This is a genomic window from Microbulbifer maximicatervae (SeqCode) (assembly GCF_052467065.1).
This window is the reverse complement of sequence record NZ_CP174299.1, coordinates 1,968,738-1,984,389: the sequence shown is the minus strand read 5'-3', so window position 1 is coordinate 1,984,389 and position 15,652 is coordinate 1,968,738. Positions and strand designations below refer to the sequence as shown.

At 50.2% G+C, this 15,652-nt stretch carries 18 protein-coding genes; 11 read left to right on the top strand and 7 right to left on the bottom strand.

Going from position 1 to position 15,652, the window contains the following annotated elements; all coding sequences use genetic code 11:
- Positions 1-49: 49 nt before the first annotated feature.
- Positions 50-1,474, top strand: a complete 1,425-nt coding sequence (argH, locus tag ACJJI1_RS08835; RefSeq protein WP_444959117.1) for an argininosuccinate lyase — start codon at positions 50-52, stop codon at positions 1,472-1,474.
- On the opposite strand, the gene cyaY is transcribed toward argH, so the two are convergent.
- The gene (cyaY, locus tag ACJJI1_RS08830; RefSeq protein WP_282930329.1) at positions 1,471-1,797 is read right to left on the bottom strand and encodes an iron donor protein CyaY; all 327 of its coding nucleotides are present in this window, start codon (positions 1,795-1,797) and stop codon (positions 1,471-1,473) included. The genes argH and cyaY overlap by 4 nt on opposite strands.
- 115 nt (positions 1,798-1,912) lie before the next feature.
- Here cyaY and lptM point away from each other — a divergent pair, with 115 nt between their 5' ends.
- The 4 genes from lptM to ACJJI1_RS08810 all read left to right on the top strand — a co-directional run bounded on the left by lptM (position 1,913) and on the right by ACJJI1_RS08810 (position 5,313).
- A complete protein-coding gene (gene lptM, locus ACJJI1_RS08825) occupies positions 1,913-2,263 on the top strand; it encodes an LPS translocon maturation chaperone LptM (protein WP_282930330.1) in 351 nt (116 codons plus the stop codon).
- A gap of 11 nt (positions 2,264-2,274) precedes the next feature.
- The gene (gene lysA, locus ACJJI1_RS08820) at positions 2,275-3,528 is read left to right on the top strand and encodes a diaminopimelate decarboxylase (RefSeq protein ID WP_444940244.1); all 1,254 of its coding nucleotides are present in this window, start codon (positions 2,275-2,277) and stop codon (positions 3,526-3,528) included.
- A gap of 93 nt (positions 3,529-3,621) precedes the next feature.
- Positions 3,622-4,452 carry a diaminopimelate epimerase gene (dapF, locus tag ACJJI1_RS08815; RefSeq protein WP_413664046.1) on the top strand — a complete coding sequence of 277 codons (831 nt, stop codon included), beginning with the start codon at positions 3,622-3,624 and terminating at the stop codon, positions 4,450-4,452.
- Between the two features lie 123 nt (positions 4,453-4,575).
- Entirely contained in the window at positions 4,576-5,313 is a 738-nt protein-coding gene (locus ACJJI1_RS08810) for a DUF484 family protein (protein WP_444895478.1), read from the top strand.
- 74 nt (positions 5,314-5,387) lie between these two features.
- Here ACJJI1_RS08810 and ACJJI1_RS08805 read toward each other — a convergent pair whose 3' ends face one another.
- From ACJJI1_RS08805 to ACJJI1_RS08785, 5 genes are all read right to left on the bottom strand, one after another.
- On the bottom strand, positions 5,388-5,612 hold the full coding sequence (locus ACJJI1_RS08805) for a hypothetical protein (protein WP_108731384.1): 225 nt from the start codon (positions 5,610-5,612) through the stop codon (positions 5,388-5,390).
- Positions 5,613-5,995: 383 nt separating this feature from the next.
- Entirely contained in the window at positions 5,996-6,334 is a 339-nt protein-coding gene (locus tag ACJJI1_RS08800) for a P-II family nitrogen regulator (protein WP_108731383.1), read from the bottom strand.
- 87 nt (positions 6,335-6,421) lie between these two features.
- Complete coding sequence (amtB, locus tag ACJJI1_RS08795; protein ID WP_413664044.1) at positions 6,422-7,681, bottom strand: ammonium transporter AmtB; 1,260 nt, start codon at positions 7,679-7,681, stop codon at positions 6,422-6,424.
- Positions 7,682-7,735: 54 nt separating this feature from the next.
- The gene (locus tag ACJJI1_RS08790) at positions 7,736-8,074 is read right to left on the bottom strand and encodes a P-II family nitrogen regulator (protein ID WP_282930336.1); all 339 of its coding nucleotides are present in this window, start codon (positions 8,072-8,074) and stop codon (positions 7,736-7,738) included.
- A 52-nt stretch (positions 8,075-8,126) separates the two neighbouring features.
- Positions 8,127-8,840 carry a TorF family putative porin gene (locus ACJJI1_RS08785; RefSeq protein ID WP_444959116.1) on the bottom strand — a complete coding sequence of 238 codons (714 nt, stop codon included), beginning with the start codon at positions 8,838-8,840 and terminating at the stop codon, positions 8,127-8,129.
- Positions 8,841-9,278: 438 nt separating this feature from the next.
- Between ACJJI1_RS08785 and ACJJI1_RS08780 the strand changes: the two genes are divergently transcribed.
- The 6 genes from ACJJI1_RS08780 (at position 9,279) to ACJJI1_RS08755 (ending at position 14,742) form a co-directional block, all read left to right on the top strand.
- Positions 9,279-9,521: an accessory factor UbiK family protein gene (locus ACJJI1_RS08780; protein WP_108735120.1), complete on the top strand. Its 243-nt coding sequence runs from the start codon at positions 9,279-9,281 to the stop codon at positions 9,519-9,521.
- 29 nt (positions 9,522-9,550) lie between these two features.
- Positions 9,551-11,047, top strand: a complete 1,497-nt coding sequence (locus ACJJI1_RS08775; RefSeq protein WP_444959115.1) for a YifB family Mg chelatase-like AAA ATPase — start codon at positions 9,551-9,553, stop codon at positions 11,045-11,047.
- A 153-nt stretch (positions 11,048-11,200) separates the two neighbouring features.
- Entirely contained in the window at positions 11,201-13,627 is a 2,427-nt protein-coding gene (locus tag ACJJI1_RS08770; protein WP_444959114.1) for a Kelch repeat-containing protein, read from the top strand.
- Between the two features lie 182 nt (positions 13,628-13,809).
- The gene (locus tag ACJJI1_RS08765) at positions 13,810-14,097 is read left to right on the top strand and encodes a putative quinol monooxygenase (protein WP_444959113.1); all 288 of its coding nucleotides are present in this window, start codon (positions 13,810-13,812) and stop codon (positions 14,095-14,097) included.
- A 7-nt stretch (positions 14,098-14,104) separates the two neighbouring features.
- Positions 14,105-14,548, top strand: coding sequence for a MarR family winged helix-turn-helix transcriptional regulator (locus ACJJI1_RS08760; RefSeq protein WP_444959112.1), 444 nt, complete (start codon positions 14,105-14,107; stop codon positions 14,546-14,548).
- Positions 14,545-14,742 (top strand): putative antibiotic biosynthesis monooxygenase, encoded by a 198-nt coding sequence (locus ACJJI1_RS08755; RefSeq protein ID WP_282930358.1) that lies wholly within the window; start codon positions 14,545-14,547, stop codon positions 14,740-14,742. The genes ACJJI1_RS08760 and ACJJI1_RS08755 overlap by 4 nt, the downstream gene beginning before the upstream one ends.
- A 31-nt stretch (positions 14,743-14,773) precedes the next feature.
- Here the strand turns inward: ACJJI1_RS08755 and bla are convergent, their stop codons facing one another.
- On the bottom strand, positions 14,774-15,640 hold the full coding sequence (gene bla, locus ACJJI1_RS08750; protein WP_444959372.1) for a subclass B3 metallo-beta-lactamase: 867 nt from the start codon (positions 15,638-15,640) through the stop codon (positions 14,774-14,776).
- Positions 15,641-15,652 lie beyond the last annotated feature (12 nt).

The following is a 15,652-nucleotide window of genomic DNA, read 5'->3' as shown; positions in this document are numbered from 1 at the left end:
GATATCACCAAGCTCCCCAGCCTTTCATCTCACTGCAGCCAGGAAAACCATGAGTAACGAAAAATCCCCCTCCGAGTCCGCCAACAATCCTGCCGCCAAACTCTGGGGCGGCCGCTTTAGTGAAGCCACCGATGCCTTTGTCGAGCGATTTACCGCCTCGGTGACTTTTGACCAGCGCATGGCCATGGAAGACATCCAGGGATCACTTGCCCACGCGCAGATGTTGTCAGAAGTGGGGGTATTAAGTGCTGATGAATATCACAAGATAGCCGACGGCCTGAAGGGCATCGCCGAAGAGATAAAAGCGGGAGAATTTCCCTGGTCTGTGCAGCTCGAAGATGTCCATATGAATATCGAAGCGCGCCTGACCCAACGCATTGGTGCCACTGGCAAGAAACTGCATACCGGCCGCTCGCGCAACGATCAGGTGGCAACCGACATCCGCCTGTGGCTGCGTGGGCGCATCGATCTGATTGCTGCCGAACTGACCCGCCTGCAAAATGGCTTGGTCGATTTGGCGGAGCGCGAAGCCGATACCATTATGCCCGGTTTTACTCACTTACAGAGCGCGCAACCGGTGACCTTTGGCCACCACTTACTGGCCTGGAATGCCATGCTGAGCCGGGATTTCGAGCGCCTGATGGATTGCCGCAAACGGGTTAACCGCTCACCGTTGGGAGCCGCAGCACTGGCCGGCACCAGCTATCCGATCAATCGCGCACGCACAGCGGAGCTGCTGGGCTTCGATGCCCCCACAGAAAACTCCCTCGACTCAGTCAGCGACCGGGACTTCGCTATCGAGTTCTGTGCTTTCGCCGCACTGCTGCTCACCCATCTGTCTAGGGCCAGTGAAGAGCTGGTGCTGTGGACCTCCAGCCAGTTCGACTTTATTGACCTGCCCGATCGCTTCTGCACCGGCTCCTCAATTATGCCGCAGAAGAAAAACCCCGATGTTCCGGAGCTGGTGCGCGGAAAAACCGGCCGGGTTAACGGCCACCTGATTGCGCTGCTCACACTGATGAAGAGCCAACCGCTGGCCTACAACAAGGACAACCAGGAAGATAAAGAGCCGCTATTCGATGCCGCCGATACCGCTCTGGATTGCCTGCGCGCGTTTGCCGATATGGTGCCGGCACTGAAGGCAAAAAAAGAAAATATGCTGGAAGCTGCGGCCAAGGGCTTCTCCACCGCGACGGACCTGGCTGATTACCTGGTACGCAAAGGGGTGGCCTTCCGCGATGCTCACGAAATTGTCGGGCAGTCCGTATCCTTTGCTATTGAACAGGATAAAGACTTATCCGAACTCAGCCTGGCCCAACTACAACAGTTCTCAACAGAAATTGGCGAAGATGTATTTGAGGTGCTGACTTTAGAGGGCTCGGTTGCGGCTCGCGATCATATTGGCGGTACCGCACCGAACCAGGTGCGCGCGGCCTGTAAGCGCGCACGGGAAGAGATTTCGCAGCGCGTTTAAGCGGATAATCCGAGGGAAACCTGTTCGCCTTGCTGCTCGCTCAATACGCGGTCGAGCAAAGTCGGCAGGTCCTCACCGGTCGTGGTGCACTTCCAACCGGGGTTTTCAAAAGAAAGATGGTAGCCGCCGGATTTAGCGGCGACCCACAACTCCCGGTTGGCGGACTGGCGCGAGAGAATTACCTGGCTGCCATTGTCTTCCAGGGTCAGGGTCAGCACCGCATCACTGCGTTCGTAGTCAATATCCCAATCGCAGTGATCGAGTGCATCCTCAATACCGATTAGAGTCTGCTCCACAGCCGCATCATATTCCGCTTGGCTCATCTTTGGTTACTTCTGTTACCGTGTAATGTGTTGAATCAGGTGGGCCGCTATACTATCAGGCTTTTGCCGGTTGCCGCTGCGAATCTCCGACTCTCCGACTCTCAGGATGTTATCGATGCTCAAAAAACGACTCTCTCTATTAACCATCACCATCGGTGCCACCGCACTGTTACTGGGCTGTGGCCAAAAAGGTCCTCTCTATCTTCCACAGGACCCCGCCATGCCCGCCTCCAATATTCCAGGTGGCCCGCCGGAGACAGTACCCACCAGCGGTGCGGCACAACCGGGCGAGCCCGGCTCTGCAGCAGAGCAAGCGGTGGAAACCGTTGATGAAATTGAATCTGAAGACGGCTATGGGCCCGACTTCGATATCGATGACACCATTGAGACCGGCCCGACTATCGAAGTCGACGACGAATCGGGCACAGCGGATGACTCCAATGTCGAGGAAGATTTAGAAGAGTAAGAACCGGTCATATGAGAGAGTTTAGTTATCGCGACGGTAGCCTGTGGGCTGAGCAGGTTTCACTGGAACAAATAGCTGAGAATTTCGGCACCCCCACTTATGTCTACAGCCGCGCGCACTTTGAACGGCAATATCGGGATTACGCCGAGGCCCTCGGCAATCGTCCCGGCCTAATCTGCTACGCAGTGAAAGCCAACAGTAACCTGGGCATTCTGTCAGTGCTGGCACAGCTGGGGGCGGGCTTTGATATTGTTTCCGGCGGGGAACTTGAGCGAGTGCTGCTCGCCGGTGGCGACCCATCGCGAATCGTATTTTCCGGAGTGGGTAAAACCTCAGAGGAAATGCGGCGTGCTCTGGAGGTTGGAGTGCACTGCTTCAATATTGAATCAGAAGCGGAAATTGACCGCCTTGAGCGCGTGGCCGCAGAGTGTGGCAAGACCGCCCCAATTTCCATCAGGGTCAATCCCGATGTGGATGCACAAACCCACCCCTATATTTCTACTGGTCTCAAAGAAAATAAATTTGGCATCGCCATAGACAAGGCGATCGAGGTTTATCAGCACGCAGCGGATTCTGAGCATCTGAAAATTACCGGTGTGGATTGCCATATCGGTTCCCAGCTCACCGAAGTCGCCCCCTTCCTGGATGCACTCGATCGCCTGCTGGTCCTTATCGATCAGCTCGCCGAGCTGGGAATTACTCTGGAACACCTGGATCTGGGCGGAGGCCTCGGAGTGCGCTATCGGGGTGAGGAACCACCCCCTGTCGGGGATTACCTGGCGGAGGTCCACAAGCGTATCGGCGAACGCAATTTATCCCTGATTCTCGAACCCGGCCGCTCCATTGCCGCCAACGGCGGCGCCCTGCTGACCCGGGTCGAATACCTGAAGCGTACCGAAGAGCACAACTTCGCTATCGTCGATGCCGCCATGAATGACAACCTGCGTCCGGCCCTTTACCAGGCGTGGCAGGATATTGTGCCAGTGACACCGGACGAGAGTGAAAGTACCCTGTGGGATATTGTCGGTCCGGTATGCGAAACGGGCGACTTCCTGGGTAAAAACCGCTCCCAATCTCTGCGAGAGGGGCAACTGTTAGCCATGTTGTCGACCGGTGCTTACGGTTTCACCATGAGTTCCAATTACAACAGCCGCTGTCGCGCTGCTGAAGTACTTGTGGATGGCGACAAAACTTACCTGGTGCGTGAGCGGGAGACTTTTGCCGACTTGGTTCGCGGTGAGACCACTGTCCCCAAAAAAGCCTGATCAGCTACTTGCATCGCAGTGGGGTCCATTTTTCAGCCCGGGCCCCAAACCGCAGCTAACGCCGCGGAAAATCAGTACGAACAGAGAAATGGAATGCGCGTTAAATTCAGCAAGATGCATGGGCTCGGCAACGATTTCGTGATGCTCGACGGCGTCAGCCAAAAAATTAAACTGACCCCGGAAAAAACTCGTCGCCTGGCAGACCGCTGCCTCGGCGTGGGCTGCGACCAGGTACTGCTGGTGGAGCCGCCCCGCACACCCGAGGCGGATTTTCGCTATCGCATATTTAACGCCGATGGCAGCGAAGTGGAAAATTGCGGCAATGGCGCCCGCTGCTTTGCCCGCTTTGTACGTGAACGCCGCCTTACCGGTAAGAAAAATATCCAAGTAGAAACTGCCGCCGGTTTACTGCACCTTAGAGTGCTGGACGGGGATCAGGTTAGTGTCGATATGGGAGCACCAGTCCTTGAGCCCCAAAAAGTACCTTTTTCCGCCGATCGCCGTGCAGAGTCCTATCCCCTGGAAGTGGACGGGGAGACCTTCACCATTGGTGCTGTATCCATGGGAAACCCCCACGCGGTTCTGCTGGTGGAAGATATCGCTTCCGCACCGGTAGAAAGACTCGGGCCCCTAATTGAACGCCACCCGCGGTTCCCACAAAAGGTCAACGCTGGCTTTCTGCAAGTGGATACACGCACCGAAGCCCGGCTCAGGGTATTTGAGCGCGGCGTTGGCGAAACTCGTGCCTGTGGCACCGGCGCCTGTGCTGCCATGGTATACGCTCGCCTGCGAAACCTGGTGGATGACAAAGTCCAAATTCAGCTCCCCGGCGGCACACTGACAATTCACTGGAGCGGACCCGGCCAGCCAGTTACTATGACCGGGCCCGCAACCACGGTTTTTCACGGGCAGATTATTCTCTAAACAATTGTCCGGGTATTTGGCAGTAGACCCGCCACAAGCGGGTACGGGATAACTCAGAGAGCAGAACGCTTCGCCACATCAGTTGTCCGATGCCCCATCCCCGTGCCAGAAAAAGCAAACACAATGGAACACACAGACGCCAATCAGCCCCCCGAAGAGATTGCCGGCGACACTCACAAGGAAACCCAGCGTGACGATAAACTGCTGGCACGGCAGGTAGCCCGCTACCTGATTCAAAACCCGGAGTTCTTTGAAGAGCGCATGGAACTTCTGGAAACCATCAAGTTGCCGCGGGAAAATGGCAAGACCGTGTCGCTGATGACCCACCAAACGAATTTGCTGCGTGAGCGCAATATCGAAATGCGCCAGCGCCTCGACCAGCTCTTGCACAACGCCCGGGACAACGACCAGTTATTTTTCAATAGCCGCCGACTTATCCTGGCACTGCTGGAAGCTGAAAATATCGGTGAAGTCACAGAAGCTCTCTATGCCAGTTTCGCCGCTGACTTCAATGTTGAGTTCACCAGCCTGACTCTGTTCGAGCCATTATCTGCTCCCCGCCAAAGCCTGGGACAAGTTCAGACCAGCACATTTTCCGATGCCGAGACGGCAATTGGCGGAATAATTCGTAACGGCCGCCCCATCTGTGGTGTTTTGCGCCAGCGGGAAAAAGAATTCCTATTTGCGGAAAAAGCGCAATATATCGCTTCAGCTGCCGTAGTTCCTTTGGGCAATCAACTTGGCACTCTAGCGGTAGGCTCTGCTGATCCCCAGTACTACCGGTCTAGCTTGGGCACTTTATTCCTATCCTATATCGGCGAAGTCCTGGAGCGCCTGCTACCGAAACTGCTCAATCGGTAAAAGCTCTGAGAGGCTGAGAGGGGTTTGGCCAACTGTCACTCCTCCTGCTGGAGGAGCAACAGCGACCAGAGAGATTAGATAGGGCGGCTGCCGTATTTTGGCTGCGGTTTGCGCGGGGGGTCGGCGGTAACTTCTGGATCAACTTCACTAATCGCGCCGCCACCGGCGAGAAACTCCTCTACATCGGAACTTAACTGGCTTCTGGCGCGCTGGCGAGAGGTGATACTGCGTTCTTCTGCAAATTCCTCGGAGTCCTTGCTGCGAGAGTTCTTACCCTGATCTTCATAACCATCTTTCATAGCTAAAACCCTGTAACCTTTACTCCTGTTACAGAGGGAGTACCTCTGTGCCGCCCCTTTCCCGCGGCATCTACAAAACTGACAACCACTTTTCAGTGGCGATCCCCTACCGCGTCAATAGCGGCGATTAATTTATAGGCAGTTCCCCACCCCCGTGCCAGTAACACAAGGAGGAGGCTGTAGAGTTTTTTGTTGGGAAATGAAATGGGAATATTTCAGTTAGTTATGCAGATTTTTGCGCCTGCACCGGTAGCAGGTATTTCAAGCTAAATAGATAACAAAGATCGAAGGCTAGATAGCGGGACTTATCAGAAGTGCGTATAAAGCCCCTTGCGGGGCTTATGATACTCAATCGCTACGTTATGAAAGAGTTATCAAACAGGTTACACAGCTTCGCTACCGGTTTCACCGGTACGGATACGAATGACTTCTTCGAGAGCCGTGATAAAGATTTTGCCGTCACCGATTTTGCCGGTTTGCGCCGCCTTGGTGATTGCCTCAACAGCGGAGTCCACCATCTCATCATCAACAGCGAGTTCCAATTTTACTTTCGGTAGGAAGTCCACCACATATTCGGCGCCACGATAAAGTTCTGTATGGCCTTTTTGACGCCCAAAACCTTTTACCTCGGTGACGGTCATTCCTTGCACGCCTACTTCAGACAGGGCAGTGCGTACATCATCCAATTTGAAGGGCTTTACTACAGCCGTAATCAATTTCATCTTGAGTATTTCCCCTGATTCGTCCTCGTCGAGAGAACCTTACCCAGGCCACTGCCCCGCCTATGGGGCAGCACCGACACTGTTAACTTACTTGTTCATAAATTCCGGGTAAGCTTCCATTCCGCATTCGGTCAAGTCAACACCCTCTTGCTCCTCATCTTCGCTCACACGGATACCAGTGACGAGCTTGAGCAGGTACCACACTGCAAATGAACTGACGAATACCCAGCCAAAGATGGTCAGTGCGCCAATCAATTGCCCGCTGAAACTGGAATCATTGTTAGTCACAGGTACCAATAGCAAACCGAGCAAGCCGACAACGCCGTGTACGGAGATAGCGCCCACCGGATCATCGATTTTCAACTTATCCAGGGTGATGATAGAGAAGACCACCAACACACCAGCGATCATACCGAAGAGGGTTGCCTGCAATGCAGTCGGGGTCGATGGCTCCGCAGTAATTGCTACCAGACCGGCCAGCGCGCCATTGAGCAACATGGTCAGGTCAGCTTTACCGAACAGGATACGGGCGGTGATCAGTGCAGCAATAGCACCACCGGCAGCAGCGGTATTGGTATTCACAAAGACCATGGCGACGGAGTGCGCACTGGCAGCATCGCCCAGCTTCAGTACGGAGCCGCCATTGAAGCCAAACCAGCCCATCCACAGGATAAAGGTACCCAGGGTTGCCAACGGCAAGTTAGCACCGGGAATGGCATACACTTGGCCGTTGGGGCCGTATTTGCCTTTGCGCGCGCCCAGTAGCAGAACACCAGCAAGCGCAGCCGCTGCACCCGCCATATGCACGATACCGGAACCGGCAAAATCAGAGAAACCAAGATCGCCCAAGTTGTACAGGCCGAAAACCTCTTTGCCGCCCCAAGTCCAGGCACCTTCCAGTGGATAGATGAAACCGGTCAAAACTACTGCAAAGGCCAGGAAGCTCCACAGCTTCATACGCTCGGCAACCGCACCGGACACAATGGACATAGCGGTAGCGACAAAGACCACCTGGAAGAAAAAGTCTGAAGCTCCGGAATAAACGGAGTCACCCTCAAAACCATTTTCTGCAGAATCGCTGAGGACGCCTTCCAGACTAAACGCCTCAATACCGGACAATGCCCAGCCACCATCGTACATAATGGCGTAGCCAGTCAGCAGATACATAATGCAGGCAATCGCAAACAGGGCCACATTCTTGGTGAGAATTTCCGTGGTGTTTTTGGAGCGCACCAAGCCAGCTTCCAGCATAGAAAAGCCGGCGGCCATCCACATTACCAAGGCGCCGCACATCAGAAAGTAAAAAGTATCAATTGCATACTGCAATTGAAAAATTTGGTTCTCCATATTCCTCTCCGTTCAAATCTGGATATTTATTAAAATTATGTTTTCGGTTTTTAATTAAATTGCTGCATTACCGGTTTCTCCGGTACGTATGCGCACGACCTGCTCAAGCTCTGCGACAAATATTTTTCCGTCACCGATCTTGCCACTCTGCGCGCTGGAACCAATTGCTTCGATAACCGCATCCAGTTGCGAATCTGCCACCGCTATTTGCAGCATGGTTTTCGGAAGAAAATCCACCACATACTCTGCGCCGCGATACAACTCCGTATGCCCTTTTTGGCGACCAAAGCCCTTCACTTCAGTGACCGTTACACCATTAACCCCCGACTCCCGCAGGGCATCTCTCACAGCATCCAGCTTGAAGGGTTTAATGATTGCAGTGATTAATTTCATGGTATTCCCCTAAAGAAAAACGAGCCCTCGCATTAACGAAGGCCCTTTTGTATTACCAGGTATAAGTCGCGCCGGCGAGCAATGTAGGTTCGCACCAATCGGTCTCGTAGCACTCTTTATCGCTAACATCGGTGCCCACGAAAGAAGCGCTCAGGCTCAAGCCGCCAAATTCTTTACTGAGGGAAACGGAGTAATCGATATAGGAATCAGATTCATCGAGAAAACCTTCTTCTTCAAAAAGGTTTAATCCCAGATGTAGATCGAGAGAAAAATCTGAGGGAAGAGCGAAACTATATTCCGCATAAGGGTAATAAAACTCACCGGTATCCGCCCAATAATCATTGGAATAGGCAAACCCCAACGTTAAATCTGAAAAACTCAGGCTGCCGTATATTTCCTGATAATCTTCATCTTCACTTCCTCCGTGGTAGGCGTAATAAATGTAGCCAACATCAAAGCTAACGCTGTCATTGATATCCGCACTATAACCGCCGTAAAAATCCTGTTCGTAGTCGGTTTGATCAGTCTCATAATCAAAATCCACTTGGGACGCCCAGGTGCCAATATAAATGCCATTTCCAAAATCGATATCGACACCACCTTGTACTGCGGGGCTTCCATCAGTCTGGCTAATTCCACGGAATCTATAGTCAGAAACAAGACCCACATTGGCACTAACGCTGGGACCGCCCTCGGCAGCCATCGATAAATTTGCAGCGCCCAGTGCAAGAACGGCACCGGTGACGAGAGTGGCAACTTTATACATTTTATTTTCCACTTTGATCCTCCAAGGCTTTTGAAGCTGTTTTTTCGAGTGCTTTTATGGCGCCGCCTGCAATCAGTCCTTCACTGTCGGGTGTGACAGAGGGTCGCTTGCGTCTCGTGAACTGCTACTTTCCCAGACTCCCAATGATCGTTAATGGGACACCTGCACAGATTGTTTGCAGACTTGATGCCAACACTGCAACCGCAAGTAAAATCAATAAGTTAGGAGTAATTGAATTAGTAAAATTCGTACGAATAGAAACTCGAAGGCAAAGTGTTGCACCAACATGGAACTACCTTTCTTCCTTTGCACTGAAGTGGGGAGGTAAAGATTAAGGTGCGCTCAGAACGGTGCGCTGTTAGGCTGCTTTTTCCAAAAAATGCACTGGGTTACAATCCCGTGCTATTCATATCCATCTTATTTAGCGAGGAAATGCCCGTGGCAGCAGATAAACTGCAACAGCTGCTGAAAGAGCTACAACAACAGGGCGCCGTGGTGACCAGTGACCTGCGCAGTGCTCTGGAGGTATCACTGGATAAATTGCCATTGGTCTCCCAGCGAGAGTTCGACACTCAGGTGGAGATACTGCGCCGGACCCGGGAAAAGCTGGCACGACTCGAAGACAAGGTCGAAATGCTGGAGCAAGCCCTGGCGCAGAGAGACAGCGCCGCCAAGGACTAAGCCCAGGGAGCCACTTCAAGGATGAAATCGTGAGCCTCTCAGTCACCTACTCCCGAGCTCAGCTCGGGGTCTCTGCACCTCTGGTTACCGTAGAAACCCACCTGGCAAATGGCCTCCCTGCTTTTCATATTGTGGGTTTACCGGAAGCGGCGGTGCGGGAGAGCCGCGACCGTGTGCGCAGCGCCCTAATCAACAGCCATTTCGACTTCCCCCAGCGCCGTATTACCGTCAACCTCGCCCCCGCCGACTTACCCAAGGAAGGTGGCCGCTACGATCTGGCCATCGCCATCGGCATTCTCAGCGCCTCGGGACAGGTTCCCACCGAAACTCTGGAACGTTATGAATTTATTGGCGAGCTAGCACTCACTGGCGCCTTGCGGGAAGTAAGTGGTAGCTTACCGGCAGCCGTAGCCTGCACCAATGAAGACCGTAAACTCATTGTGCCTACCGAGAACGGTGCGGAAGCCGCGCTGGCTACCGGCGAAGTCAGCATTGCCAACTCCCTGCTGGAAGTTTGCGCCGAACTTCATGGGCGTGAATCTATGCCCAAAGCTGTTGCAGAGCCTATTGCCGAAGAGCACCTTTGCGCAGACTTAGCCGATGTGCGCGGCCAACTAAAGGCCCGCCGCGCTCTCGAAGTGGCAGCAGCCGGGAGCCACAATCTGCTTTTTTACGGTCCGCCCGGCACCGGCAAAACCATGCTGGCCAGCCGCCTGCCAGGAATATTGCCCCCGCTGACAACTGAAGAGTCATTAGAGGTAGCGAGCGTTTACTCCAGCGCAGGCCTCCCTCACCAGAGCCTGCGCCCTTTCAGGGCCCCGCACCACAGCGCCTCACCAACAGCGCTGGTCGGTGGTGGCAGCACCCCAAGGCCCGGTGAGATATCCCTTGCGCACCGGGGAGTCCTGTTCCTCGATGAAATGCCCGAATTTCCCAGGCACGCTCTGGAGATACTGCGAGAACCCCTGGAGAATGGTGAAGTGCGAATCTCCCGCGCCCGAGCCCAAGTCACCTACCCCGCCCACTTTCAGCTGGTTGGGGCTATGAACCCCTGCCCTTGTGGCTATTTAGGCGAGCCCCGCTGTCGCTGTACCCCAGACCAAATAGATCGATATCGCAACAAACTCTCTGGCCCCCTGCTGGATCGTATCGATATGCAGGTGGAGGTGGGCACTATGAATGCTGTGCAATTACAGGATTCAGCTCCCGGAGAAACTTCCGATGCCGTGAGAGAGAGAGTTTGTGCCGCACGCCAGCAACAAATACAGCGGCAAGGTAAGACAAATAACCTGTTAAAAGGCGCAGAGCTGGAAAAGCACTGTGCCTTGGGGGAAAAGGAAAAGCACCTCTTACGACAGTCGGTGGAAAAACTGGGGCTATCCGCGCGTAGCTACCACCGTATTCTTAAAGTAGCTCGAACCCTGGCAGACCTCACTAATTTTGAACATATAAGTACTACTCAAATTGCTGAGGCACTAGCCTATAGAAATCTCGACCGAAGAAATGTAATTGCTTTATCAAACTAGTCAAAAACCTGAGTTATAAAGTAGATAGTTATTAACCCTTTCCAATCCCTATCAATATTTAGGATTAAAATCAGTATCTAAATACTGTTATTATTTTCTATATAAAATTAGCTCTAATTAATACGTAAGTACGTACTCATAAAGGACGAGTCGATGATAAAAATAAAAATTAACCCCATTTTATCATTATTTATCACTATATTTATTAGTATTTTTTTAACTGGCTGTGGTGGTGGTGGTGGTGGTGGTGGTGAGAAGTCTGACTCATCGTTGAGCCAACAAAATTTGACATTCGCCTATACTGGTTCAATTGATTTATATCTTGGCGACAGTTTACAAAATACTGCAACTGGGCAAGGCTCAGGCTTAATCGCTTATAGTTCTAATAATCCAGAAATAGTCACTGTTGATTCAGAAGGCTTAATCACTGCTATAGCCGCAGGCTCAGCTACCATAACGGCAAATATAGATCAGGACAATCAATACTTTTCCGCTTCATCTAGCTATCAAGTTAACTCTGAAATAAAAACAATCAGTATGACTGCGTGGGTAGGCAAATCTGATACTAAAATTCAGTTTTCTGAGTCAGATGACAATATCTTATTTTATCGTAGCGCTGAGAATGAGTGTAATCTAGAAAGCTATAATACTTGTAAAAATGGGCAGTTAAGTACTATCAACGGTCAAATAGTTACCGATACAGCTGCCACTCTCTCCCAGCCAGCTTTCTACAATCTTGTTTCTGATACTTCAAAAGCCTCTGTCACAGTAACCACATCAGAATTTTCTGGGAGAGAGGGACACCAGGTAATAGCTTTTAAAGAAAAACTTTGGCTCATCGGTGGTTATGATGGTTTGGAGTACCAAAATGATATCTGGTCCAGTAGTGATGGAATTATTTGGGAACTACAAACCAAAAATGCACCTTTTCCTCTAGCCTGGTCCCCTAAAGCCGCCGTATACAATAATAAATTATGGGTTGTTCTAAGTCCTATTAGTAACCCTGAAAATAATGAAATTTGGTCATCAGATGACGGCATTACCTGGGAACTGGTTACGGATAATCCCAATTTTCCGAGTCGCATTACACAGAGGTTTATTACTCACGATGATAAATTATGGATCATTGGTGGTGCGTATAGAGATTCAACAGGGGACAATTTTCACAATGATGTATGGTCGTCTACTAATGGAGTCACATGGACTCTTGTTACAGAAGACCCCTCATTCTTAATCGGATGGGCAGCAGAAACAATTAGTTTCAACAATAAACTATGGATGATCGGCGCCCTGGGATTTGATTTCACAAAGAGTGAAATTTGGTCATCAGAGGATGGAGAACATTGGAAACAGGTATCAGAAGAGACCCCATTTATGGCGAGAGAAGACCACCAACTAGTATCCCATGACAATAAGCTTTGGGTAATTGGTGGCAGTGAAGGTGGCAGCCCAAATAATATAAACGATATTTGGTCATCAACAGACGGAGTTAGATGGCAGCAAGAAACCGAAAGTACTCCTTTTTCATCCCGTGAAAACCATCAAGCTATTAGTTTTACCGGAAAAATATGGTTAATTGGCGGTCGGTCAGGTGGTATGTTTAGTGGGTTAAGAAATGACATCTGGTCATCTATAGATGGTGTGAATTGGCAACAACACACAAAAACTGATGAGATACCACCAAGAACACAACATCAAGCTATTTATTATAAAAATAAATATTGGATTATTGGTGGTTCTGGAAGTTCAAAGAATGATATCTGGTCATCTAGTAACGGGGCAGATTGGACACTAGCGACAGACAGTCCAAATTTCCCTTTCAGTTATCGACATCAAGTCGCGATCCACAATGAAAAAATGTGGTTAATTGGAGGTAATGACGGAGCATGTTGCGAGCAATCTCACGGATTAAAGAATGACGTTTGGTCATCTATTGATGGAATAGATTGGAAGTTAGAGTCAGAGACTCCTGGATTCTCAGCCCGATTCGGCCATCAACTCATAAGTTACGATGAGCGGCTATGGCTTATTGGAGGTACCGAAGATTATGGCGATACAGGAAAAAAAGATATCTGGTCATCAATAGATGGTATTAACTGGACACTTGTCACAGATAACCCTCCATTTATATCTCGCCACTTTCATCAGGCACTCAGTTTCAATAATAAAATTTGGGTTTTTGGAGGAAAAGGGGACTTAGGTTCAGATGATGTCATGTGGTCATCTACCGATGGTATCAATTGGTCAAAAGAAACGCTTAACCCAATCTTTAATACTCGTTACGATCACCAATTTGTAGCCTTTAAGAATAAGCTATGGCTAATTGGGGGATGGGACACAGAAATGGCGGAATATACCAATGATATATGGTCTTCTATGGATGGGGTTAACTGGACTCTGGAAACCTCTTCCGCCCCCTTCTCAGCCAGAGGCTCTCACGAAATAGTGAGCAATGGTGACCATCTATTACTTATTGGGGGTCAGGGTGAGGGAATAAATAATGACATATGGAAATCAGAAGACGGTATCCAGTGGCGTAAGCTTTACAAGCGCCAAGTTTATTTTGCCACTCCAAGGTAGCTCATTACTAGTTTCGTGCAATCATCATTTCTGTGGCTCCTAGTTGAGCCACTGCTATCTCTACAATGTTAAGTAAACCGACTGTTCTCCTCCACTCCTTACATTAAACTGACCCACAAGTAGTTTGACAATCCACCCCATTTGATTATCATGATAACTAGATTCCATAGAGAGTGACGTTTATGGCTATAAATTTATTCATTATTGCCAAGATTTCTCCCAAGACAGAGTTCTTTGACCAAGCCAAGCAGGCCATCCTGTCCATAGTGGCTAATACATTGGAGGAAGAGGGCTGCCTGAAGTTTGCAGTACACGAGGACGGGGAAAACTTGTTTTTATACGAGGAGTGGCGCAGTCAGGAAGATCTCGATAAGCATTACATTATGCCCTACATCACCCCAATTTTCGAAGCCTATCAAGAGTGGCTAAAAGAGCCTGTGGAGATCAATAAGCTGGAGAGGTTAGCTTAAAACCCTTATGTTTTTTCTCAAAGAACTTCCCTCACAACAGATGGTTGAGGGATATTCCAAACGATTTTCTGTAAAAGATCCTGCTGCCGTTCAGGGCGCCCTTACCATGATGCGGGATGCGAGCCTCCTATTGCGGGAGCTGGAGGGCTATTTTTCTGAACACGGAACCTCCCAGCTGCGCTTCCTGGTAATGATCGTTATCGACCGGGAGCCTCAAAGAGACAGTTTGCTGGCTTCAGAAATCGCAGAGCGCATCGATGTTTCTCGCCCGGTAATGACACGAACCCTGAAAAGCATGGTGGAAGATGAGCTCATCGTAATGGAAGCAGACTCCAGCGATGGCAGGTCAAAATGTGTAGCACTTACTGAGAATGGAAAACAATTTCTACAAAAAATCTTGCCCGGATATTTTAAGACAATTTCTAAATTTATGGAGGAATTGAACAAATGAAGAAACCGATACTACACGCCCTGTGCATCTGGGCATTGGTTTACCCTATTGTTACTCTATTACTTCTAGGGATGCAGGCACTGGAATTGCAAATTGCAATTGGTTTAAAAGCGCTAATAATGACCGCTATTCTGGTCCCACTAATGTATTTCTATCTTGTGCCAAAGGTGCATCAATTTTTGGCCCGGCATTAATATGCCGAGCCATGTTTTGTAGCGCAAATATCTAGTCAGCTGGATCTTTCTCAGCTTCCAGCTTTTCACTTAATTTTTCTTCCGCTTTCTCTGCATATTGATGACAGCTTACTGATTTTTTCTGTATAGCTTTGTTTTTAAACTCCCAACCGCTGGCAGGTGCATGAGGGGTAAGTAGTAAATCACAAGGTAAATCCCGCACACGGGCAAAGCTTGTGCGGAAGTCCTCTAAGATATTGGGATAGCGGCGGTTATCAATCAGTTGGTAACCGGGCGCTGTAAGGCTATCCACATAAGCTATATCTTTAGTTTTACCATCAACTTTGTCTTCCCAGGTCCAGGCCATACTGCCTGGTGTATGGCCTGGGATAAAATGTACGCGTAGACGCAAATCCCCTAGAACCACTTGCTCGCCATCGTGCAGGATACGATCCGCCTTTATTGGCGGATATAAAAGTTCGTCGGCAAAATGAATATCATTGGCACCACCGCGAGCCATTAACACCGCTGACTCGGCATTGGTTACTACCTGTGCACCAGTTACGCGTTTTAGCTCGGCTAAGGAACCTACATGGTCTGCATGGGCCTGACTGTGCAAGATTAACTTGAGATCCGAGGGGGCGACTCCCAATCTGCGCATATTCTCCAATAAATGCTCAGCCGTTTGTTCCATGCCACCGTCAATTAGAATTGATCCCTCTTTGCCTTTTAACAACAGTGAGGTAATTCCCTCGGTACCTATTTGCCACGTGTTACCTGCAATCTTTAGAGGCGCTACTGGCTGACGCCAGGATTCTGGTACTTTGTAGGTTTCCAGTTGTGGTAAGACAGCATAGTTTTCCGCTGCCGAAAAACTGGAATAAGCTGCCATTACTATTGCGGCTAATTGGATTCTTATATTCATTGATCA

Excerpts from the sequence above, each read along its gene's own strand:
- argH (WP_444959117.1), top strand. The coding sequence starts at position 50 with ATGAGTAACGAAAAATCCCCCTCCGAGTCCGCCAACAATCCTGCCGCC.
- cyaY (WP_282930329.1), bottom strand. The coding sequence starts at position 1,797 with ATGAGCCAAGCGGAATATGATGCGGCTGTGGAGCAGACTCTAATCGGT.
- lptM (WP_282930330.1), top strand. The coding sequence starts at position 1,913 with ATGCTCAAAAAACGACTCTCTCTATTAACCATCACCATCGGTGCCACC.
- lysA (WP_444940244.1), top strand. The coding sequence starts at position 2,275 with ATGAGAGAGTTTAGTTATCGCGACGGTAGCCTGTGGGCTGAGCAGGTT.
- dapF (WP_413664046.1), top strand. The coding sequence starts at position 3,622 with ATGCGCGTTAAATTCAGCAAGATGCATGGGCTCGGCAACGATTTCGTG.
- ACJJI1_RS08810 (WP_444895478.1), top strand. The coding sequence starts at position 4,576 with ATGGAACACACAGACGCCAATCAGCCCCCCGAAGAGATTGCCGGCGAC.
- ACJJI1_RS08805 (WP_108731384.1), bottom strand. The coding sequence starts at position 5,612 with ATGAAAGATGGTTATGAAGATCAGGGTAAGAACTCTCGCAGCAAGGAC.
- ACJJI1_RS08800 (WP_108731383.1), bottom strand. The coding sequence starts at position 6,334 with ATGAAATTGATTACGGCTGTAGTAAAGCCCTTCAAATTGGATGATGTA.
- amtB (WP_413664044.1), bottom strand. The coding sequence starts at position 7,681 with ATGGAGAACCAAATTTTTCAATTGCAGTATGCAATTGATACTTTTTAC.
- ACJJI1_RS08790 (WP_282930336.1), bottom strand. The coding sequence starts at position 8,074 with ATGAAATTAATCACTGCAATCATTAAACCCTTCAAGCTGGATGCTGTG.
- ACJJI1_RS08785 (WP_444959116.1), bottom strand. The coding sequence starts at position 8,840 with ATGTATAAAGTTGCCACTCTCGTCACCGGTGCCGTTCTTGCACTGGGC.
- ACJJI1_RS08770 (WP_444959114.1), top strand. The coding sequence starts at position 11,201 with ATGATAAAAATAAAAATTAACCCCATTTTATCATTATTTATCACTATA.
- ACJJI1_RS08765 (WP_444959113.1), top strand. The coding sequence starts at position 13,810 with ATGGCTATAAATTTATTCATTATTGCCAAGATTTCTCCCAAGACAGAG.
- ACJJI1_RS08760 (WP_444959112.1), top strand. The coding sequence starts at position 14,105 with ATGTTTTTTCTCAAAGAACTTCCCTCACAACAGATGGTTGAGGGATAT.
- ACJJI1_RS08755 (WP_282930358.1), top strand. The coding sequence starts at position 14,545 with ATGAAGAAACCGATACTACACGCCCTGTGCATCTGGGCATTGGTTTAC.